General features: G+C 59.8%; 25 protein-coding genes and 1 tRNA gene. 6 read left to right on the forward strand and 20 right to left on the reverse strand.

Annotated elements, in window-relative coordinates; translation table 11 throughout:
- Nucleotides 1-85: 85 nt before the first annotated feature.
- Complete coding sequence (locus tag CQ14_RS44685; protein WP_199805565.1) at nucleotides 86-232, reverse strand: hypothetical protein; 147 nt, start codon at nucleotides 230-232, stop codon at nucleotides 86-88.
- Between the two features lie 1,194 nt (nucleotides 233-1,426).
- On the opposite strand from CQ14_RS44685, the gene CQ14_RS19320 reads away from it, so the two are divergent.
- Nucleotides 1,427-1,681 (forward strand): hypothetical protein, encoded by a 255-nt coding sequence (locus CQ14_RS19320; protein ID WP_156435148.1) that lies wholly within the window; start codon nucleotides 1,427-1,429, stop codon nucleotides 1,679-1,681.
- A gap of 57 nt (nucleotides 1,682-1,738) precedes the next feature.
- Here CQ14_RS19320 and CQ14_RS19325 read toward each other — a convergent pair whose 3' ends face one another.
- Together CQ14_RS19325 and CQ14_RS19330 are read right to left on the reverse strand one after the other, a co-directional pair.
- A complete protein-coding gene (locus tag CQ14_RS19325; protein WP_156435150.1) occupies nucleotides 1,739-2,029 on the reverse strand; it encodes a hypothetical protein in 291 nt (96 codons plus the stop codon).
- 5 nt (nucleotides 2,030-2,034) lie between these two features.
- Complete coding sequence (locus CQ14_RS19330) at nucleotides 2,035-2,439, reverse strand: hypothetical protein (protein ID WP_057859441.1); 405 nt, start codon at nucleotides 2,437-2,439, stop codon at nucleotides 2,035-2,037.
- A 777-nt stretch (nucleotides 2,440-3,216) separates the two neighbouring features.
- On the opposite strand from CQ14_RS19330, the gene CQ14_RS19335 reads away from it, so the two are divergent.
- From CQ14_RS19335 to CQ14_RS42370, 4 genes are all read left to right on the forward strand, one after another.
- Nucleotides 3,217-3,468, forward strand: coding sequence for a hypothetical protein (locus tag CQ14_RS19335; protein WP_057859442.1), 252 nt, complete (start codon nucleotides 3,217-3,219; stop codon nucleotides 3,466-3,468).
- Nucleotides 3,465-4,172, forward strand: coding sequence for a hypothetical protein (locus CQ14_RS19340; protein WP_057859443.1), 708 nt, complete (start codon nucleotides 3,465-3,467; stop codon nucleotides 4,170-4,172). The genes CQ14_RS19335 and CQ14_RS19340 overlap by 4 nt, the downstream gene beginning before the upstream one ends.
- Before the next feature lie 132 nt (nucleotides 4,173-4,304).
- Nucleotides 4,305-5,087, forward strand: a complete 783-nt coding sequence (locus tag CQ14_RS19345; protein WP_057859444.1) for a hypothetical protein — start codon at nucleotides 4,305-4,307, stop codon at nucleotides 5,085-5,087.
- 69 nt (nucleotides 5,088-5,156) lie between these two features.
- Complete coding sequence (locus CQ14_RS42370) at nucleotides 5,157-5,741, forward strand: PEP-CTERM sorting domain-containing protein (RefSeq protein ID WP_082649945.1); 585 nt, start codon at nucleotides 5,157-5,159, stop codon at nucleotides 5,739-5,741.
- Here CQ14_RS42370 and CQ14_RS19350 read toward each other — a convergent pair.
- From CQ14_RS19350 to CQ14_RS43710, 17 genes are all read right to left on the reverse strand, one after another.
- A complete protein-coding gene (locus tag CQ14_RS19350) occupies nucleotides 5,717-7,162 on the reverse strand; it encodes an SGNH/GDSL hydrolase family protein (RefSeq protein ID WP_156435152.1) in 1,446 nt (481 codons plus the stop codon). The two genes, CQ14_RS42370 and CQ14_RS19350, sit on opposite strands and share 25 nt — an antisense overlap.
- 3 nt (nucleotides 7,163-7,165) lie before the next feature.
- On the reverse strand, nucleotides 7,166-7,453 hold the full coding sequence (locus CQ14_RS19355) for a hypothetical protein (RefSeq protein ID WP_057859446.1): 288 nt from the start codon (nucleotides 7,451-7,453) through the stop codon (nucleotides 7,166-7,168).
- A 15-nt stretch (nucleotides 7,454-7,468) separates the two neighbouring features.
- Nucleotides 7,469-9,292, reverse strand: a complete 1,824-nt coding sequence (locus CQ14_RS19360; RefSeq protein ID WP_156435154.1) for a hypothetical protein — start codon at nucleotides 9,290-9,292, stop codon at nucleotides 7,469-7,471.
- 57 nt (nucleotides 9,293-9,349) lie between these two features.
- Nucleotides 9,350-9,790 carry a hypothetical protein gene (locus CQ14_RS19365; RefSeq protein WP_156435156.1) on the reverse strand — a complete coding sequence of 147 codons (441 nt, stop codon included), beginning with the start codon at nucleotides 9,788-9,790 and terminating at the stop codon, nucleotides 9,350-9,352.
- Complete coding sequence (locus tag CQ14_RS19370; RefSeq protein WP_063800387.1) at nucleotides 9,787-10,266, reverse strand: hypothetical protein; 480 nt, start codon at nucleotides 10,264-10,266, stop codon at nucleotides 9,787-9,789. The genes CQ14_RS19365 and CQ14_RS19370 overlap by 4 nt, the downstream gene beginning before the upstream one ends.
- A gap of 85 nt (nucleotides 10,267-10,351) precedes the next feature.
- Nucleotides 10,352-10,570 carry a hypothetical protein gene (locus CQ14_RS19375; RefSeq protein WP_156435158.1) on the reverse strand — a complete coding sequence of 73 codons (219 nt, stop codon included), beginning with the start codon at nucleotides 10,568-10,570 and terminating at the stop codon, nucleotides 10,352-10,354.
- Nucleotides 10,567-11,067 (reverse strand): hypothetical protein, encoded by a 501-nt coding sequence (locus CQ14_RS19380; protein ID WP_057859451.1) that lies wholly within the window; start codon nucleotides 11,065-11,067, stop codon nucleotides 10,567-10,569. Before CQ14_RS19380 ends, CQ14_RS19375 begins: the two co-directional genes overlap by 4 nt.
- A complete protein-coding gene (locus CQ14_RS19385; RefSeq protein WP_057859452.1) occupies nucleotides 11,064-11,597 on the reverse strand; it encodes a hypothetical protein in 534 nt (177 codons plus the stop codon). Before CQ14_RS19385 ends, CQ14_RS19380 begins: the two co-directional genes overlap by 4 nt.
- 99 nt (nucleotides 11,598-11,696) lie before the next feature.
- Nucleotides 11,697-12,134, reverse strand: coding sequence for a hypothetical protein (locus CQ14_RS19390; RefSeq protein WP_057859453.1), 438 nt, complete (start codon nucleotides 12,132-12,134; stop codon nucleotides 11,697-11,699).
- An 898-nt stretch (nucleotides 12,135-13,032) separates the two neighbouring features.
- Nucleotides 13,033-14,355, reverse strand: coding sequence for an AAA family ATPase (locus CQ14_RS19395; protein ID WP_057859454.1), 1,323 nt, complete (start codon nucleotides 14,353-14,355; stop codon nucleotides 13,033-13,035).
- Nucleotides 14,349-14,825, reverse strand: coding sequence for a hypothetical protein (locus CQ14_RS19400; protein WP_057859455.1), 477 nt, complete (start codon nucleotides 14,823-14,825; stop codon nucleotides 14,349-14,351). The genes CQ14_RS19395 and CQ14_RS19400 overlap by 7 nt, the downstream gene beginning before the upstream one ends.
- The gene (locus CQ14_RS19405) at nucleotides 14,822-15,103 is read right to left on the reverse strand and encodes a PC4/YdbC family ssDNA-binding protein (RefSeq protein WP_057859456.1); all 282 of its coding nucleotides are present in this window, start codon (nucleotides 15,101-15,103) and stop codon (nucleotides 14,822-14,824) included. The genes CQ14_RS19400 and CQ14_RS19405 overlap by 4 nt, the downstream gene beginning before the upstream one ends.
- A gap of 235 nt (nucleotides 15,104-15,338) precedes the next feature.
- Complete coding sequence (locus CQ14_RS19410) at nucleotides 15,339-15,569, reverse strand: helix-turn-helix domain-containing protein (RefSeq protein ID WP_057859457.1); 231 nt, start codon at nucleotides 15,567-15,569, stop codon at nucleotides 15,339-15,341.
- 84 nt (nucleotides 15,570-15,653) lie between these two features.
- Nucleotides 15,654-16,124: a hypothetical protein gene (locus tag CQ14_RS19415; RefSeq protein WP_057859458.1), complete on the reverse strand. Its 471-nt coding sequence runs from the start codon at nucleotides 16,122-16,124 to the stop codon at nucleotides 15,654-15,656.
- A complete protein-coding gene (locus CQ14_RS19420) occupies nucleotides 16,111-17,367 on the reverse strand; it encodes a tyrosine-type recombinase/integrase (RefSeq protein WP_057859459.1) in 1,257 nt (418 codons plus the stop codon). The genes CQ14_RS19415 and CQ14_RS19420 overlap by 14 nt, the downstream gene beginning before the upstream one ends.
- A gap of 166 nt (nucleotides 17,368-17,533) precedes the next feature.
- Nucleotides 17,534-17,623 (reverse strand) — tRNA-Ser (locus CQ14_RS19425).
- A gap of 601 nt (nucleotides 17,624-18,224) precedes the next feature.
- The gene (locus CQ14_RS43710; protein WP_156435164.1) at nucleotides 18,225-18,488 is read right to left on the reverse strand and encodes a hypothetical protein; all 264 of its coding nucleotides are present in this window, start codon (nucleotides 18,486-18,488) and stop codon (nucleotides 18,225-18,227) included.
- 1,799 nt (nucleotides 18,489-20,287) lie between these two features.
- Between CQ14_RS43710 and CQ14_RS19435 the strand changes: the two genes are divergently transcribed.
- The gene (locus CQ14_RS19435; RefSeq protein ID WP_057859461.1) at nucleotides 20,288-20,530 is read left to right on the forward strand and encodes a DUF2934 domain-containing protein; all 243 of its coding nucleotides are present in this window, start codon (nucleotides 20,288-20,290) and stop codon (nucleotides 20,528-20,530) included.
- The last annotated feature ends 187 nt before the right edge of the window (nucleotides 20,531-20,717 follow it).

Genomic DNA, 20,717 nt, shown 5'->3' on the forward strand with positions numbered 1-20,717 from the left:
AAGTAGAGGGTCAAGCTGCTCCAGCGCGCGATTGCGCGCGCTGGATGGGCTAAGAAAGTAAGGCCGCCTCAGTTGGTGGCCTCTCTCATTCGAGCACTTCGTATTCGAAGGCGACGCCCTCAGGATCGTTTTCCTCAAACCACTTTTCCGCCGCATCGACCTTGCCGAACACCTTGATGTGCTCGGGGTCGCCAACCTGCTTGCTTGCGTTGACGTAGATAAAAACGGTCATTGGTCGGCTACCTACATCCCGAACAATAGGATGCTCATCGCGCCGGCTGCTATGGCCAGTGTAGCGGCAAGGGACAGTGCATACGTCCAGTCGATCCGCGCCATAGGTTGATCGTTGACCTCGTTCGAGGCCGTGCGTTGATCTGGATCAAACGGAATCACGTTCCCGTTCGTAAGCCTGAACTTGCCATTCCGGGGGGTGACCGGCAGTGGGCGCGTGTCGTCCGGAAGCGTCGTGCGCCGGGCCGCTACTACAGCTGCACTCCGATGACTTGCCAGCCGAAGTAAAAAATGGGGCGCGAAGATTGCCGCTGGGATCGCTGCCCAAATGATTATCGTAACCCTGTCCATGGCGTGCGCCGCCGTTGCGGGGTAGGGGCGAAGACCGCTGATCAATTGTACGTTCGATTGTGCGTACGATTTCCAAAAATCGGATTGCATAGCAATTTCAATAAGAATTGGCGGAAGGGGTGTCCTGTCAACCCCTTTGAAATCGCTAACAAATATTGCTTCGTGAATTCAAAAGCCACGGTCCTGGCCACGGTGAGTATCGCAAACCGTAGCTTCGACAAACCCGCAAATGCGTGATTCTTATCCGCCTCCTTTGCAGGGGAGGGGGCGATCATGGATAGCATCATCATCGGCGTGGCGATCCTCGCGATTGCAGCAGTTTCGGCGGTCGCCTTCGTTGCTGCAACGAAACTCTGGGCGGAGAATCGTGATCTGGATCATCCAGACTGACGCAGACACGTCCCGGAAAAACGGGCCCTAGATGACTCTAGGAACGCCGCCTCGCACGCCTGTCCGCTACGGGCTCTCATCTGCCAGTCGATCGGCGCCGGCGCATGGGCGAGTCTGTGCTCGTCGGCAACCGATCAACCAGCTCGCGCCAATGTACGGCCACTTGTCCACATTTTTGAAGAACGGTGCATAGCGGCGCTGTTTTGCTGCCACTGTTCCGAATCGCATGTCAGGGTTCGCGTGCTCGGTGAAAAAAGCAGAAGGCCGGCGTCGTTACCGCCGGCCTTCCAGGCTCACTGAGATGGCTCCCCGCGAGGTGGGCTCGGGTTTGCGCCCGGGTCCACCTCAGGAGCTTGCACCAACGTTGCCAATCCGGCAACGCCCCTTCGCCATGTATGATTGTGGAAAGTGGCTAAGAGCCGCCTGAGGCCAGCTTGGCATCGGGGAGATTGAAATGAGGATAATGCTCATAGTTCTCATCGCCTACGTAATTACAGGCGCCCATTATGTCTGGCGCGACCTGCGTGAGCCGCTGTGGAATCAACCAGCATACGTAAGCAATGGCATCTCGGCGCGGCTCTTTATGGTGCTGTATTGGCTGCCGGGAACGATTTTCTCCACCTACCTGCGAGGCCCTATCAAACGGCACATTGCGTCGTGGCTCTTGTTCGTCGCGCTCATTGCGATCGGCTTTGCGACAAATCGCTAGTTTAGGGTGCTCATGCCCTTGGGAGCGGGACCGAAGCCCCGCGCCCGATTGATCTGTCTACGGCAGACCCGCGAGCTTGCGCAGGCCAGCGATGAAGTCCGGAAACTCTTCCGGCGTGATCTGACTGAGTTTTTCGACAAAGTCCCGGAATGACGCGGGAGCATGGCGGTGTCCCACGCCCGTCTTCACGCGGGGCGATATTTCAATGACGGCCGCGGCCGTGGCATGGACCTCCGCCGCAGCTTTGGCTGCCCGTTCTTCAGGCGTCCCGTTCTTCGATCTGCGGGGCTTTCGCGAATGGACACGGCGCGAGACGCTGTATGGGAATTTGACCACGTTGCTTTCCATGGCGATCACCCCTGCACCGTCTTCTTTTCCAGCGCGCTCGCCAGCGTGCTTAGGAACGTCTGATGCCAGTCCGCGGTCGGGTGGTCGCGTTCCTCGCAACGATCAGCTGGCGTCTGCCATTCTTCCAGGCTGGCAAAATAGCGCATCAACGCTATGGCGCCCGCGATCGTGGTCGGCTCTAAGCGGATCAGCGCGTCCGCATGGTCGAGGAGAGCTCGACATCTGTCTCCGGCGATCGCGTCGGCCGCCTCAAATTCGGGGCCAACCTCGAGCCTGGAAGAAATATCGACCGCTGCTGTATAGTCCGCCGATAGATCGCGATGGCGCTCGATGGCCGCAAAGATTGGGTCGAGCTCGGCTGCCGCGGTCGGGAAGACGACCGACACGGTGGCAAGGCCGGCAAGAGCCATCCGACGGGACAGGCCTTCTGCGGGCCTAGGAGAATCAGCGAGGGCCGCTTCGTTCGGCCGGTCACCGGGAGGGCATTGATGGGAAAACGAATCCACGGACTCCGCACGGGGCGGAAACATGGGTTTTTCGGTTGTCATGGTGGTTAGCTTTCGGTTTGGCTTGCTACAGCCGAGACCCAGAGACGGTCTGGGCCGCCGGGGGGTAGCAACCTGCCGAAAGACAGGTCGGCAGCGCTTTTAAGCCTTGCGGCTCTGGACATGGCGCACCGCCCCCGGCATAAGAGCCAGATCGGCGCGCCCGCCAAGGCGCTCCATAGCGCCTAGCAAGCCCGCCAAGGCTTACTGCGCTTTCGGCAGCCATCGACGCCAATCGACGGCCGGCCTATTTCGGTCCGGGTTGCTACACCCACGGACGATTCTGAACCTGATTTGCCGAATTTTCAATTAAGAACTCCCCGTCTGGGGAGGCTGCCCGCGCCCGCGGGAACATTTGCCCCCCGAAGCGAGTCATAGAGGTGATCGGTCCCAGTTTGCTGGTGGATCGAACATGGAAAAAGTGGCCGCATATGCAATCTCGGCCCTCATTGTCGGCTTCGGTCTTTGGATCCTTGTTTCCGGCCTAAGCTCCAGTGCACCCGCCTTCTGGATCTGCGCTGCTCTCATCGCCATAGCGATCGGGCTCATCAGCGCTTTCGGCCCCTCTTAAATCCATCCCCTTTCGGGACGCTTTCGCACGCGCTGAGGTTGAGCTAACTTGGTTGCGACAAGGGGGACATTATGGCTGACGACGCCACGGGCTGCATAGGAGCGGTTTTGGCCATCGCCGCTGTGGGCTGGGTACCTCTCCACTTTTCCGGCAAGTCGATACTTTATTGGCGTGAGACCAAAGAAATCAGGGAAATCTACGATTCAAAATCGTTTCTAGTCACTTGCCGATACTTCAACAGTACCGGGGCCGAACAGTCCATCAAGCAGACCGGTTACCCGGACAATTATTATTGTCCTCGCTACAAAGATATTGGCCAATGAATCGAACCCAGCAATGTATAGCAGTCGTAGCCGGTATTGTGCTTGTCAGCACGGCTATCCTCATAGCCGCGATCGGCTGGGGCCCGAAGGACGAGTGCTTCCCAATTGTTTTTCCTCGCATTATCGGCTGCGCGCTCGCTCAGTATGAAAACCTCACAGGCGGGCTAATTGCTGCCGGCGGAGCGCTGTTTGCGGGTTGGCTGGCTTGGTCCGCCGTTCATCAGCAAATCGAGATCGAGAAAAGAAAGGTCAAAGCTGCAGAGACCGCCGAGCAAAGTAGGATCGCCGACGAGATTTCGCGCGACCTCTCCGATTTGATGTCCGCGCAGTTGGCGGGGAAACAACTGTTGCGGCGGCTGCGCGAGAATCTTAGGGATCCTTTCCCGTATGCGACCAAATTCGTCCAGATGTGGAACGCCCAACACTTTCCTACCACCTCCAGGACCTGGTCACCGAAAATCGTTGGTGATGAACTCTTGAATCTCGTTAATCGCCTCAGGTCGTTAGCGGAGGCGATTAACGAAGATCTTGGCCGGAACGATCCTGCTCATCATCCGGTTCTGCTCAGGTCCAGAGAGGCTGCTGCATCTGATCTTGTCGCAGAATTCAACACGAACCTTGAATTGCTCGCGCCTCTGATTGAGGGACGCCAGCAAGCCCTAACGGACGCGAATGCGAAGCTAGCAATGCTCAAACGCGACTAGCTAAGTAAGGCCTTGCGCCGACAACTGCAGGACCTGAGTCGCGGCGGGTCAATGATTGAATGGTGACGATCCACCGCCCGTTGCAACGTGGCCCCCCTTGCCCTCGCCCTCCGGTTGCGATTGGATGCTGCTATGCGTGATACAAGTTGGCCCGGCGTCGCAACCGCGGTTGCGGTGTTATGGATTTTGGCAACGGTGGCTTGGTTGGGAATCGCAGGCCCTATTTGGCACGCGAGCAACCATGCCGGCGCCGACGCTTGGATAGGATTCGCAGGAAACGCACTTGGGGCGGCGGTTGCGCTGCTCGCGGCAATAGTTGCTGGATTCGCCGCTTACCGAACCATCTTGCCGATGCAGAGGCAGCTTTCCGAACTAGTGCGGCAGAACAATTTTGCGCATTACGAGCGGCTGCGGCAGCGATTTGCCGATCTCACCGATATGAAAATTTTGATTGAGAACGTCATTGCCCATTTGGAGGCGATGGATCTGTCGCTCTCATTGTCCGGGCTCGGTTCATACGACGCAAGAAGTGTTGCGTTCGAACGCCTTGATGGAAGTGTCTCAGTTCTTAACATGAGCAAACGTTCGGTCTGGGGCGACGAGAACGCGCAGAGTCTGACGACCTATTTTGTCGACAACTCTTTGCGTGCAACAACTGTAGCAAGATGTGCTCTTGCCGGTTCTGCCAGACCCTTCTCAAATGATGAATGGATGGTCGCCAAAAAGGTCGCTGCTCAAGGCGGCGTCGCCCTATATGGCAGGATCAAGTTGGAAAGCGATATTTTGTCGAGCGAAATTGCCGCGCTCGAGCCTTTGATACTTAACCGTCATCCGTTCCCGCAGCTTTGGAAAGGGGATTACCCGGGGCCGGAAAAACTCGCCGAAATGTATGCCGGCAAGCGAGACGGCGCGTAAGCGGCCTATTCCGCATTGACTCAACCGCCGCGGGAAGGTGGAATGGGGCTTTCAGTGGGGAGTTGAGTTATGCGTCCGCAATCTTTGATCTTCTTCATTGCCCTTGCCCTAACCTGGACATCTCAAGCGAAGGCACACATTTATGCGTTGCCTTCGCAGTACAATCAGTTCGAAATTTTGGGTGTCGCCGACACAACCACATCTTTCACATTCAGTGCGTTCTACTCGGCAGATATCACGCTAACATCCGAGCATTCTCCATATCCCTATGAGAACCCGCTGAGTAGCGGCTACAACATTTTCGCTTTTGTCGGAAATGGGCGCATGGACGGATGCGGCAGTAATGCTAGTGATGCGCATTGCGGCAGAGGTCTCATGTACGGACCATCGGCCGATGTGTATGGATTCAATACCGGGATTCCCCCCATCTTTGTCTATGGTGGCGGTGTGGAAACTCGGGGTCCAGACGTCTCAGTGAACAGCTTCTCCATTTTTGTTGATTTACCTGACACCTACTCACTTCGTTTTCCGCAAGCTGTGAGTGCGGTTCCGGAGCCTTCAACGTGGGCGATGCTGCTGATCGGATTTGCGGGTCTGGGCGTTGCTGCCTATCGCCGAAGCCAATTGCTTCAAACAAAGCCCGTCGCGGCATAGGATGTGATTTCATAAGCGGCCAACGCAGCAGTCCCCACGTTGGTATAGGGATGCGTGCCGTCCCCTGCACCTGTATTTGGCGTGACGCCTAGAATCGTCGTCCACGTCGTTGGTGACACATAGACGACATTTGCGTTCGCGAGTGCTGCAACAGCGTCGATCAAATCCTGATCTCGATTGACGACGCCGCCGACCGGCGTACCCGGCGCACCGCCGAAATTCTGGCCCCGCACAATAATCTTGGGCACGCCTGCCGTAAGCAAGGCGTTGATGACGTTCGTCACGCTCGTCTTGAAGGCCGCCGATGCGGTGCCGCCATCGTTGCGTCCGATCGCGATGATAGCAACATCCTCGACGATGCCGCGATAGGCGCGAATTGTCGCCAGCGATGAATCCAGGCCGGCGGCGTTCTGTCCGCTGATACCGCAATTTGCGCCGATAAAGCCACGGCTCGCGCCAACCTTGTAGATCGCCCCGATTGCAGCGGTCTGGCCCGCATAATTGCCGAATGTCGCGGTAATGCTGTCACCGTACTGAATGACCTTCTTGGTGGCAGGGATAGCACTGTAGGACGAGCCGGCGCCTCCGATCATGATGCCGAGTGGCGGAGTGACAGATGACGTGGAGCTGCCGCACGAAATCAGGTAGTCGTGTGCCGCTGTACTGTCCAAGCCCGTCGTGATCTTCTTCCACGCTCGGAAGGTCGAGAGGCTGGTCAGCGTGACTTGCGTCATCGCCGCGCCGTCGACCGAAATATAGGCCTCGGTGTCCGCGGTGAACACCCAGATGTCGGAACACTGAGCGCGTATCTTGATCGCCCCGCCAGTACCTTGCGCCGCCTGGTTGGAAATGTCGTTGTTGGCCGGCGTGACGTTCGCTCCCGCCGGGCGGGCAAAGACTGAATGCGTATGCAAGCCGGGAAAGCTTGCGTCGGTGATCATCCATTTCGTGCCCATCAGCGGGAACGTCACGGCGGGAGCTACACCTGTCACGGAGAACATGTTCCCCGTCTCGAATGTCCAGGTGTTGAAGTTCGAGAAGGCGGTATTCGGCCGGATGCGAACGAGATGCGGCGCATCGCTCAGGCCCGTGAATAGCTGGATCACCGCATCGGCATTCGTGCCGGATATTTTGAGCTTGTTGGCGAAAGCGCCATCGTCGACTGACACATCGAACGCGCCGTCAACAGAACCCCCGCAACGCAATGTTGCGGCGGATCCTGTAATGTAGCCCGTCCAATCGCTATTGGCCGCCGCCGTGCCGGCCGAGTTTCTGCCCGCGAACAAACGCCGGGGAACCGTCGTCAACAAATCGAAGAAACCGAAAAAGCCAGCCGACGCTTGGGCTGCCGTAAAATTCGTCGTCACCGGTGGCGGCGCCGGCGCTCCACCGAAGACAATGATTTGCTGAGCGGCAAGCATCGGTCACTGCGTCGTGACGGTGGAGACCACGTCGACGTAGATCGCCGTGGCCGTCGCAACAAGAAGCCGATAGGTGCCGCCCGGAAGATTGGCGCTTTGGTAACCGTCCGCGGTGAAGGCCGTCATGACGGTGACATAGGTCGTGCCATCCGGTGCCAAGCGCTGCAGCGTGAGCGAGCCGCCGCCCCAGGTCGCCTTTGCAGTGACGCCGTAATTTCCGCCCCGGAGGATGAACGAGGTCGGGGTCGCCGAGATGTTCGAGAACGAGAAGATTTCAGCTTTATTGTACATAGCTCTTTCGCTCCCTCACGGATTGAAGATCGTATCGGTCATGACGGGGCCGGTCAGGTTGGCTCCTCCCGCCTGGCCATTAGTCACAAGTCGAGTGCAGCCATTCAATGCGTTCGGCGGGCTGAGCATGAAGTTGCCGGCCGTGTTCCCAGAAACGAGCGTGAACAGCCCCACGCAATCCACGCCGCCGATCGCATTGAAAACTCTGATCTGACCGTTCGCCAATCCGCCGGGAATATTGATCGTTGCGGGCGTCACGATCTGCTCGGGATGGAAGCCGTCCATGTTGATAAAGCCGCCGGTGACCACCAGGCCGAGATCGCGAGGCCCGTTGAAGGACGCAGACAAGCCGCCGATGACGAGGTCTTTGATACGAACCTGAGTGGTGCCGTAGGCGATGACAATCATGCCGTTCTGGTTTCCACCACACGACGCAGCCTTCTTGCCACCTTTGGCCTCGACGCTTTCCAGAACAACATAGGTTGCTCCACCGAAGCCGCTTTCCAACGTCACCGCGCGGCGGCAGGCTCCGGGATACAACACGACACGCCGCAGGCCCGATTCATGTTGAGCGTTGTTGCTATAAACGAGCGAGACCCCAGCGTTCGAGGTAACGTCGCGCTGCATGAAGATCTGAAGGTCCTCAAGCAGCGCTCCAAAGCACGCTAGATGCGTTTCCTTGTCGCAAATTTCAATGACGTTGGTCGCGACGTTCCAGGTATCGCACGGCTTCAGGACAGACGTGTAATTGCCCTGTCCCTTGATCTTGACACCGTATGGCACGATGAGAGGAGTAGCGCCGCCGCCGCAAAACATCGCGGTCTTTTTTGGGAGCAGCACCTGACCGCCGATCGAGCCGCCCAGGTCGACGATCGTCGATGTCGTGCTGCCTGCGAAGCTGAGTGCATTCTGCAGTGCCGTGAAGTTGTCCGATGCGCTACCATCGGATCCGTCCCAATCGAATTTGACGCCACAGGAACGAGCATCGAGCCCGGCCGCGGGAAAGACGATTTGGAAATGAGTGCCGACTGAATCAGTGAAGCTGCACGTCGGCGACGCGACGGTAGACACGGTATAGGTAAAGCCGGAGCCGGAGCCGCCAAGCAAAGAGTTGCTGGCGGTGAGCACATCTCCCGGCGTGTAGCCGACCGCCGTCGCACCAGTCAGGGTAACGGAGCTCACGAAGCCACCTGAGACAACAACGGTAGCAATCGCGTTGGTGCCAGTCCCGCCCGAAAGATTCACGCCGCGGTACGTGCCGTTCACATAACCGGAGCCGGGAGTCGCGATGACTGCGGATGCGATCCTCGCATCCTGGAAGACCGTGCTGCCGACGTTCTTGTAGGTCGCGCCACCGCCATCTCCAGCCGTGGCATAGCCGAGCGTCTGAACGACGCTTTGCGCTGAAAGATTGAGCGTGGCCGCCAGCGCGCGCGAGGCGGTAGCACCGACCACAGCGTCGTTAGTGACGCATGTGGGGCAGCTGATGTTGCCGGTGGTCGCGTTAAGGACGACAGGCGATGTTGCGTTGGTGGCGACCGTGCCCGAAGTGGTCGGCCACTTGATGGTCGGCGTGCCGGCGACCGCCTGCGCGCTGACGGTGGCCGTGCCGCTGGTCGAGCCTGCATAGACGATGGAATTGACGTTGACCTGCGAGACCGTCAGTGGGCTCGTCAGCATCGACGCGAGGAGCTGGCTGAACGGGATGGCCTGCGCCGGGCCGGGGCCGACGGCACTGCGGCCGATCACAGTTCCGCTAGGGACAGTCGGGAATGTCTGGGCGAAGGCTGGCGCAATGCCAGCGAGCGCAGCAATGACGAGGAGAACTTGTCGGACCATTTTCATGGTCAGACAAAATGAAGCTCTCTCCTAGTCCAGCAACGTACTAAACCAGCGCTATGATGCGGCGGTTTGCGGTCTCTCGGGGACCGGTCCAAGCCGGCAAAGCTCCAGCGCGCGGAGCAGCGACGGATTGAGTCGCGCAAGAATTCGGAAGCAATCACCGTTGTGAAATGCCTGACAGGCGCGCTCACGTCCGACGCTGTTAATTTCCTTGAGTATCTGCAAGGCGGTCGCGCAAGCGGGATCGATCACCTCGATCGCTTCGGACGTGATAGGGCCATGGACGCACTTCGCGATGCCATCGAGCAGCCGCAGCCGCTCCGCCGCTGTCATCTCGCAGTTGAGAAGCGCATATTTGAAATACGAGACGTACGCCATTGACATCAAATGCCCAATAGGCATGTGCACGATCCGGTATTCGTTCCCAGTCAAGGAGCCCAACCAGGCGCAATGCTCCGCGTACGTTCGGCCGTTCGCGTAGACTTCCTCGTTCATGACCCGCCCACCGGCTTGGCTTCGATCAAGGGCGGCATTTTGCTGACGTCGATACCGGCCTTCGCCGCGAGTTGAGCAATCCGTTCCAGGACGTCAGCCGTCGCCTTGTAGGCTGGTGTGGCGTCGTGCTCGACCGTAAGCCTGTGCTGGGTCTCGGCCGGGTGCACACGATCAAGCACCATGCCGATACCGCGCGCGTGGTCCTTGTGGCGGGGATCTTCGATCAGCCGGGACAGCGCTGTGATGGCGCGCGGCGCGCTGGCGCGGATGTGCTTCTCATCCTCCTCGCGGATGGCATCGAGGACGCGGTCGTCGTGCATCAGCCGGCTTGCGATAGTTGCCATTGACTGCGGCGAGGATTGCGGCGTGCCAAAAGCGGCGATCTTGGCCGCCTTCACCGCGGCACCGTGGCCTGGCCGCACTGTGTAAAGCGCACGCACAAAGGCGCGGTGCCTATCACTTGGCAGCGCCTGCATCTTGGGCCCGTCTTTTGCGTCGATCGGTTCGAGCGGCTCGAGTTCGCGACGCTTCGCCCGCTTTGGTTTGTCTGCCGACTTCACGTTACGCGGTCTTTCTCGCCTCAAGCTTTGCCGCCGTCGCAGCGAGCGCGATATGCTCGCGGGCCTGCTCCGCTCGACGCAGCGCGTCATTGTCCTGCATCTGGATCGCATGCAAGCCACCCTTGCGCGGGTGGGCGCAGTAGGGCTTGCCGCTGATCACGCAGCCGTCGGCGTTGCATTCGTTCGGACACATTGCGTCTGTGATGCCATCTAGTTTCACGCGGCGACCTCCTTTTTGATAGGACTGCTCAACACAATGTTCATGAGCGTCATGGCGCGCTTGTGCTCGCCATTTCCAGCCAAGAACTCTTTGGTCCACGCGTGATCGCGTAACCGCTCAGCTTTCAATCGCGCGACCGCGTCGTATTCTGCCTGGGTCACTGCCTTGCCGGTCAATGTTTCGCGGATTACTTCGTCACGAACGCCAGCCTCGCGCAGCATTTGCGCGACGCCAATCATTTGCATATGGCCGCTGCGCTGCACCGGCGCATCGTCAAGGAGGCCTGCCATCGCCTTGTCGACGTCGGGATTGTCACCCTTGTTGATGATCTCCTGCAGCGCCGTTATCTCTCGCTGTTCGGTAATGCCACCGCCAAGGTAGCGGTCCCGCCAGCCGGCATCGGATTTCAATTCGTTGAGCCGCGTCGCGGCATCAGCAGCATTGGTCGGCATCTGCGGCGGGGCCGGCGGGGGCGCGGTCGGTCCGGGAATCGTCATCGGTCTTTCTCCTGGCGGATGATCTCAAGGTTTGCGGCGTGGTGGTTGTCGCGGATGGTGCGGTCCGCCTGGTGCTGCGGCGGGATGCCGGAACGGCGGGGATGCATGCAGACGCCGATGCCGCAAGCGATCGCGCAGCCGCCAGCGTGGCAAAGGTCCGCGCATTTCTTGGCCGTGATCCCGGCTATCAGCGCTTCCGTGGGCAGGGCCCGAATCCATGTCTGATGCGCTTCGAGCGCGGCTCGGTCGGCAACCAGCGCCGCCTTGTGAGCCGCCGACTTCTTGGCGTGCTCGACGCGCGCCGCCGCAATCTTGGCTTCCAGCTCGGCAAGCGCCTCCGTTGCGCCCTTCGTGCCCTTGGCCTCGGCAAGCGCAAGGCCGCCAATTTGCGCCTCGCACTCCGCGATCGTCGCTGCAGCCGTGTTCACCTGCTCGAGTAATTTCGGCGCCATCGGCTCCGGCGGAACAATCGACGTGACGGGCGCGGGCACCGGCGGCGGGGCTGCGGTGCGGGAAAGGACTGGGCTCATGCATTCACCTGGGGTTCGGGGTTGCTGGATTGCTCGGGCTTCGCCAGCGCGTCTTCCAGAATGCAGCGAACAAGGTTCGATAGCGGCCGGCGATCGCCGTCAGCTTTCGCCTGCAGCTTCTGACGCAACTCGCCGCCGATCCTCACCTGTATCTGGTCCTTGCTCATGGTCGTCTCCGTTGCTGTCGCCACTCTGTGACGCGCTTGTACCCTCCAGCAACGTACCGAAGGACAACTGCCCGCGTTTGGTGAAGTCCGGCCGCTTCCGCTTCGTCCATCGCGGCGCCATCCGCTTCGCCTGGGCCGGATCTTCGATGATCCTCACCTCGGCAATCCCCAGCGCAAGCGCTCCCAGCAAAGCCTTCAGGCTGATAGCGCCCATTCCCTTCGTCGGATTAGGGGCAAGCAATTTCGAGCACAGGCCGTCGGCCAGCCCGGTCACCGCGTCCAGCGTCTCCATCGTGAGCTGGAGCTCGTCTCGCCGATCGCGGATCAGTTGGACGAATTCGTCCCGGGACCGGACCACCCGCGGCGTCATCGGCAGCCCCGGATTTTTCGGACCCGAGCCGCGCCGCTTTTGGATTTTCGGGACCGGCCGCCGCCAAATTCGGGAAATCCGAAAAAGGTCCGGAAAATCAAGGCGGTATGTTGGAGGAGGACATGCGATTGGGAATAGATCGCTAGATTTCTTCCACCCCCCATCGGTTCTGGATTCTCAATCAGGCTATTGCCACCATCTGCGCCGCGATCATCCCATCGCGGGCAGGCGGGCGCTCCAACTACCAGAGTGAAAGGTGTTGCAGCAGTACGCGCGCGCATAGTCCGTTGCCGTGGGTTTGAACCGTGGCTTTGGCCTGGCGTGACAGGCCGCATGCGTGGAAAGGCGAGCATTCCCAACGCGCTCAAGGCGAGGGTAGGGAGGATGGACGTTCCGTCTCGACGCGAACGCGTAGCGAGTCCGCTGGTGAGCGTTGCCGCCGGCCTTCGTGCGAGAGCGTCGGATCGCGATTGACGCATGGGAGAGGCTGGCTGCGAGTCCTGGCATGGGTTTGCGGGTGATCGCGCAAATGATCGGCATTGAATATCAACGCGGGTCTGATCGGGCGCCAAAAAGAGGTCAATTCCGCCTCCCTTCTGGCGCCCTTCCATGTTGCTACGCATGACGGCGTTCTGGTCGACGGTGGGAGCGTGCGCCTTGACAAGCGTAGCCCCCGGCGAAGCGCTGGCACGGCGCAAAGCGGAGCGTGCGGCACTACGCGCGCGAGGGCAGCAGCAACATGGCGATTTGCGCCATTGCTGCGCCATTACCCGATTTTCACAATTTCCCTGCGCTATTGTTGGTTTTTCCCTTAGGCATTTTTCAATGGCGCAAAGCCGGCTAAGTGATCGGCGTGCGCCATTGGTGCGCCATTGATTTTGGGGCAATAGCGCGGGGCTCATGACGGGCGTTTCCCGTGGTTTACCCGGAGGCTTTTCTTCGATTTGCGGTCGATCGGGTCGTGATAGTCCTCGGCGATCAGCACGCCGTTTCTGATCCACGTTCGGACGATTTCGCGGCACTGCGGCTCGGTGCGGTCGGGGCAATGCGCCTGGACGGCTCGCCATGCGGCGCGCTCACCAGCCTTGGGTGCGTCGGAATAGCGCTGGCCGTTCGGAAGCCCGGCCTCGATCTGGTCGAGCGCGGCGTTGACCTGGGCGCTGGTGATGCCTTCCCATGTCTTGGGCGGGTGCCACGGGACAACCGTTTGCACCTCGTCGCCGTTCGGATAGTCCGGGGTTCCGTTCTCGAGCCCGACGCCAACCAGCTTGAACCATGTCGCTTCGCCCGACGGCGGGGCAATGTTGACCTTGCTGGAATCGAGGCGGACGTATAGCCGGCGTTCCTCGGCCGGGATTCCGAACGTCTCGCCCTCGGCGTCCGTCATGCGGGTAAGCGTGTACATGAGGCGGCCGGCATCCCGCGCTGAGCTCGCGCCGCGGCCTGCATCGGCGTCCCCTGCGGTCTGCAACCCCTTCTTGGTGTGGTGGGGCGCGTCGACGGCAACGTTAAATTCGATCGCCAGTTTGACGAGCAAATCGCAAACGAAGTCCATCGCCCCATTGTCGTTCTCTTCCAGCGCGTGAAGCTTTACGAAGGGATCTAGCCCGATCAGGTCGATTTGCAGCCGCTGGATGGTTTCGCGCAGCATGGCTTCCAGGGGGCCTGCGTGACGCGCACCGTCCTTGAGTTCGGCCAGCTTGATCCCCTTCGGGGTTGCGCAGAAAAGCCAGCCCTTCAACTCGTCCGGGTCGATATCGTGATGGATGCAAGCCGCAGCCAGCCGCCGGCGCATTTCGTCGTCGTCGTCCTCCAGGCTGAGTTGCAGAACACGGCACCGCTTGAAAACGTGCTGGTCGGTCAGAGGCCGCCCGGTCGCGAGCGCGAGGTACTGCGCCTGCCGCAAGGCGGTTTTGCCGGTGGCGCCGGGGGCGAGCAGGCCCGAAAGGAATTTCCGGCAAAACTGATTGCCAAGCAGCCATTGACGCGGCGGCGGCTTTTGCCACGTCTCGCCCGCGTCCCACACGTTCAATCGGGCAGCCGGCTGCGCGGTCGCCAGCCCCACCGGCTCGTAGTCGGGCTCCCCATCGGCGCTTTCAGGATATTCGGTCGGCATCGACGCGTCGTCATGCGCGTGCGCCTGGTTGTCACCCGCGATGGGAACGCCAGCCTTCAGGAAGGCCTCTTCCGTGAAGCGGTCGGAGTGGTCGCGCGCTAGCATCGGGAGGCCTTCCAGATTTCGTAGAGTGCGGGCGCGTCGGCCGGATGATTTTCAAGCCAGCGGGCGAGATAGTCGGGGCTTTCGAGCCTCTGGACGTGCCAAAAGGCGTCAATGGTCGATTGCGCCGGCTTGGGCTCGCGCCGCTTGATCACGGGCGCTGTCGGCGGGGGATCGGTGCGCTCCCATTCCCGCACCAGCGCTGCCGCGCGCAGCATGATTTCCGCTTCGCAGGCCTCGGCCACTTCGGGCACCAGCGACGGCGCGCCGACCATGATCTCCTGCACCTCGTCTTGGCCAATGGCGTCGACAAGACCGGTCAGCGTGGCAATAGCCTGAAGCTCGTCGACGACCTCGTGGAGGGTCAAAACTCCGTCGGCATAGAGGTCCGCCCGGTTCTCACAAACGCCGGTGAAGAAAGTCCGCAGATCGTCGATGCTGCGCGACGGTTTCACAGTCCATGGCGCGTTCATTCGGCCGGCTCCACTTTGAGCAAGCCAAGCGAGCGGGCCGTTTCGAGCGCCCGGTTAACCCCGTCAGCGAACTGCTGAAGCTGGGCGATGCCGACAGTCACTCCCTTGTTTGTGGGAACGGTCTGGCCGCTCGCGTTGGTGTCGAACAAGCGGCAGTCGAGAAACACATGGCCCTCGTACTGCTTGAAGGCTCCCACGATGGTCCGCTTGCGATCGCGCGGTGACTTCCACATCTTGAAGATGTCGACGGGATACTCGATGGCCGATTTTTCCGTCATGGCGCGATCCGATCCAGCGCGGCGCCGATCGGCGAAGACGGTTCACCATGGCTGTTGCGCTCGGTGCCGCAATGCTCGGCAGACCAGGTTTCATTTGCCCGGCGGTTCGGCAGTCGATTGCGTACCTTGCTGGTGGTCTCGGCGGGTTCTATCTGCACAGTCGCTAATCCTCGGACGATTGGCGTGATCTGGAAAAACGAAAGCCGGCCCTGGCGGGGGCCGGCGCTTTCGTTTTCTAGGCGGCTCGACCGCGGCGCTGTGCTTCAGCAGCGAGGCGGCGCTTGATGTAAGCGTCAATGGATTCGACGGTGATGCGGCGCGCCTTGCCCTCCGTGTAGGATCGCAATTCGTCGGCGTTGATGAGTTCGTACAGCTTGCGGCGTGATACCTGGAGAATCCTCATCGCCTGGTTCGGCGATGCGACAAGCGGTGCTTCCAACGAGATGGCCGCGACGGGATTGGACATGAGACACCCTGTTGTTTGATGGTGTCTCCATGCATATTGGCCGCGGGCCACGAATGCAGCAAAAGCGCGTCCAGAATATCCCGGCTATTTATTGGACGAGCCGGCGGCCTCTATCATGTTCTCGTAGGCCTTCCAGATTGCGAAGATCCGACTGCGCTTCAACTTGAACTTCTTTTCGGCTGCCTTCACGTAAGCGTCGATCGGCACATTTGGCTTTTTCTCACTCGCGCGCATCCGCCGGATAAAGCCGATAACCTGCTTCTCGATGAAAAGGGTGGACTGGAGGCCTTGCGCTAAGAATTTCACTTTGCGAGCTGGGCGCATATCGGGCCAAGCCGACGGGGTGAATGGGTCGATCGCCAGCGCCAACAGCTCTGCTGAAAAACCATTCATCTGGTCGCGAATTGTTCGCGCCAATGCCGCGCGGAGCTCTCGTTCTTCTGCGCTGAAGTGTGTTGCAAATGGCGCGTTCGTCTCAAGATCGACGTCGTAGCCGGAAAGTAGTCGAATGCTCGCGATTTCATCGGCCATCTTCTCTTGGTCAGACCGTGGCATCAGCGACCTCCCGGGCTGGCTGACTTTCACGTGGTGCGCGGACGTCTGCACCACTCAGCAGGAATGCGGCCCAATCTCTCATCAGCGCGCGCCGCTTCTCGAGCTTCTGGCCCCGCTGGTAGGCTGCAGTGGTCTCGGATTTGTATTTGTGCGCCAGCGCTGCTTCGCGCACGCCGTCGGGATAATCGGTGCACTCCTCGGCCCAGGTTGCAAAGGTCGACCGGAAGCCGTGCACCGTAACGTGGCCGTAGCCCAGGCGATCGAGCACGGCGAGCATGGCATTTTCCGAGAACGCCTCGCCGTCGGGGTTGGTGAAAATCAATTCGTCTTGTCGGCCGTCGCGCATCTGGTCGAGAATCGCCAGTACGGGATCGGTTAGCGGGACGTGATGATCCTGGTCCATCTTCATCCGCTCGCCCGGGATCTTCCAAATCGAATCCGGCCGATCGATCTCAGGCCAGCATCCTTCGATGGCCTCGTTTGTGCGGCATGCGGTGAAGATGACAAAGCGCAGCATCGCCGCGGCCGTGCCGGCGGCACCGGCGAGCACCTTCATGAAGGCCGGAGCATCGGCATAGGGCAGGGCAGGGTGATGGCGGACAACGCGTTTTGGTCGCTTCGGCAACTTCTCGCGTAGCTGCTTGGTGAGCTCAGCCGGATTGCGAAAGTCCGGATCATCGATATCGACATTCTTCGCGATGATGGTTTCGATCCGGCCGCGTACGCGGTTTGCCGTTTCCCGTTTCTCCACCCAAATTGGCTTAAGCAGGTCGTGAATGTGGCTCGGCTTGATGTCTGGGATCGTGAGCTTTCCGATTGTTGGATAGGCGTATCGCTTGAGGGAGGAGGGCCACTGTTCGCGATGCTTCTCACTCCAGGTCGACCACTGAGCGCGAATATAGACCTCGGCGGCCTCCTCGAACGTCGGAGCCTCAGCCTTCGCCACAGCAGCCTTGGTCTCCTCTCGTGCATTACGGCGTTCCTGGACGATGTCGACGCCAGCCGTGCTGCGGTCACCCTTGACGCGGAGGCGGGCGGCGTCGCGCGCCAATCGCGCATCCTTGAGCGACACGTCCTTGAACGAGCCGAGGCCGTGCCAGCGCTCCTTGCCATCCTTCCAGTAGCGATAGGCCCAATTCTTTGCCGTCGCGCTGGCGACGACCAGGTAGAGCCCGCCACCGTCAGCGTACTTGCCGCGCTTGGTTTCGCGCTCGACGTCTAGTGACTTGAGTTTGCCTGACATGTGTTTCCCTCAGTGAAAATCCGTCCTCCGAACCCACGCTCAAAAACTACGGTTTGTGCCGTGACTAGGGGTAACACCGAGGAACGCACGCAAACAGAGTCCTCGACCTTAGCCCTTGTTTTTGTTGGGGATTCGATACGACTGGATACGATGGGAAACAGTCTACTGGCGGAAGGGGTGGGATTCGAACCCACGGTACCCTTGCAGGCACGCCGGTTTTCAAGACCGGTGCCTTAAACCACTCGGCCACCCTTCCAGACCAATAATTTCAGTCGCTTAGCGTAGGCTTCTCGCGAACGCAATACGAACGTGGACCCAAGCTGGACCCAAAGGCCCTAAGAGCCGAGAAATCCACTAGTACAGACGGCAAAGGTGACTGAGCGCGCGGTAAAGCTATCGTCGCTGAAATTGCAGCGGAACATGCCTGTAACAAAGTCCGTCTCGGGTATCAAAGTCCACACCATCGCCGACGCAAGGCACAGGTGGATTTCCAGGATCTCGGAAGGCTGTCGGATTGAAGGAAACAAACAATATCAACGCGGCCGCGCCGGCCCACGCAATAATCACAACGTATCGTGCTTTCGTTGAGAGAGGAACAAACTGCTCTACGGCACCGGCCGCGAGCCAAGCCCACACCAGAACGGCTGGTAGCAGCGACAGGCATAGTGCCCATATTTCAAAGGTGCTCATAGCCTGCAAGGCTTGCTCGCAGGGATTGGTTCCTAAAGCTCGGCGCCCAGTCGGCGGCTTTTCTTCATTGCCGAACGTCGTACTCGAAGGCCGCGCCCTCCTGCGCGCGCCGAGGCGCCTACGCGGCGATCGAAGGGGAAATCATCGCCTAGGTGTACTGCTTGAATTCAATAGCGATTGTAGTGGTGTCGCCAACGTGGCCGGTACGCTTCCCTGTAGTATCGACGCGGCTGATAGTAGGCGTAGCCTTGTCGCGCGGCTTGGTATTGCGGCGGGATGACACCGTTGGGATAGCAACGGCCATGGATGTCGATGTCGTAGCCGTGGCTGCAATACCCACCAACCTGAACCACTTCAGGCATTTCGTTCTGGACTGCGGGCATCCCGAGCTGGAGAGCGAGGACCGCAGCTGCTCCGCTGATCAATGGCATTTTCAGCTCCCATTAGGCTTGTAGGAACTAAATGCGGCAAAGCCGCGCTTGGTTTCTCCGAATGGTAGCGTTCCCAGGCGCAATGGCTGCTGAACGGAGAATTTAGGAGATGTTCAGTTCCACTGCGATCAGCGGCCGCCCAGCATGTTCAGCGGATTTCCCAGCGGAGATGGATTTAAGTGGCGCCGAAAGCGCTGATGAGCCCGATCGCTATGGGGATGAGAGCAACGCAAATCCAGCAAATCCATAAGGCAGGCGTACTGGAGCTTAGGCCGGCAATGAGGATCCAAAGACCGAAGCCGACGATGAGGACCGATATCGTATAAGCTGCCGCTTTTTGCATGTTCGATCCAGCAGCAAAACCGGGATCGATCGCTTCTATGACTCGCTACCGGGGCAAAACGTTCCGGTGTGCGTGGACGGCTGCCCCGAGGAAGGGGTGATTTCGTTAGCAATCAGTGTAAAGTGTCCGAGGGCGTAAGAACCCGGACCAGTGACTACCCGCGATCCCGCTCGACGCCAATCCCCACCGGATCCGAAGCTATTTGGTCAGGTGCGCAAGCATGGCCTCGCAGGCGTTCTCGGCTTCGGCGAACGTCTTAAAGGGTGATCCGCTTACCCTGATGGCAGTCCTGTTTAAATTGATGGGGCGCCAAGAGGCTACAAAGCCGGGCTTCCCGTGGAGTCCAGGACCACTGCTACTCTCGTTACTGATCACGAATGAGAAGCCGCACTCGCTCGCGCTCCATATCTCTAGCTCCTGTGTCGCGGGAGCAATGCGGCTGAAGTGCACGGGGGCCTTCCACGATCCAGCGAGCCAAAGCGGCCCCAGGTTTTCAGGCTGGGGCCGCCAACCTGTAGGCAGGTTTTCCTCCGGCCAGGGGGCTTTTGGGGGCATCGGCCGGAAGCGGAGATTCGACGCCGGGTCGAACGCAATGTTCCTATTTTAAGAGGGGCCGAAAGCGCTGATGAGCCCGATTGCTATGGGGATGAGAGCAGCGCAAATCCATAAGGCGGGTACACTGGAGCTTAGGCCGGCAACAAGGATCCAAAGACCAAAGCCGACGATGAGGACCGAGATCGCATATGCGGCCGCTTTTTCCATGTTCGATCCAACAGCAAAACCGGGATCGATCGCCTCTATGACTCGCTACTAGGGCAAAACGTTCCGGGCGGACCTGCTTTCGCGCTGGCGGCCCGCAACCCGTCGTGCGTTGGGCCACCACCAGAGGAAGCCTTACAGCCCTAGCTGCTTGTTTACTTGGGAACAGAAGTTCGCGACTCTCGGCAATGCGCTCGGCGTCGGCCTCGACGTTAGCGGCGAACTTTTCCCACGTCGCTGCCCAGCGTTTAAGGTCCTCGGCCGCGTTTTGATTATTGGGCAGTCCTGCGGCGTCGATACAGACGTCCCGGTAGAAACGCGCTGTGTCGATAATGCGCCGAAAACTCTCAGGGAATTCCATCTGAATCCCCCTGCCGTGATGCCTAGATAACGCGTCACAGGCTCTGGGGTTCCCAAGTAGGGAACTTTGCACACAGCGGGCAGCGCGAGGGGGTTACTGCTATCAACACGTCCAGGCGATCACCGTGGCGATCGATCAGTACGCGGAGAAGGCGCTAGGCAACCGCGATTACTTTCTCAACAAGCCTTACGGCGCTGGCTACCCCGCCGTCGACGGCGGCCTTATCCCGGCAGGCCTTACAACGACCCAAGCACCGGAGCTGATAAGATTTCGTTAACCTTACGAGAGCAAGACTCTGCCTGCCGGGGGCTGGGCGCATCATGAAAGGAAAACCCCATGCCAAATCTGGAAGAGGCCATCCGCGAACGTGCCTACCACCTGTGGATGGCCGACGGTCAACCCGAGGGCCAGGCAGATATCTATTGGCTCAATGCGCAACGTGAAATTCTCGCGACATCGCTTGAAAGCTCAGGCAGCAACGCTCCCGCCGCAGCGCCCACCGACACGGGATTAGTTGCGACGAAATCCGCTAAGCCAAAGATCGCCCGATCGGGAAAAAGCAAAACCCGCGCCGCATAGTTCTTTGCGAGCATCGTCACCCGGACCGTAACGACGACTCTGTCATCAGCGGAGGGGGCAGGCCCGCTCCCCCGTTGGTTCGTCGAAAATGAATCGACGCAGATTTTCAAATCGGCATCGTTGCTACCGATTTGCTACCCAACTGGTTGGGACGACGCGGAATTAGCGGGGACGGAAAGGGGCTCGG

The organism is Bradyrhizobium lablabi (genome assembly GCF_001440475.1).
GTDB classification, from domain to species: domain Bacteria; phylum Pseudomonadota; class Alphaproteobacteria; order Rhizobiales; family Xanthobacteraceae; genus Bradyrhizobium; species Bradyrhizobium lablabi.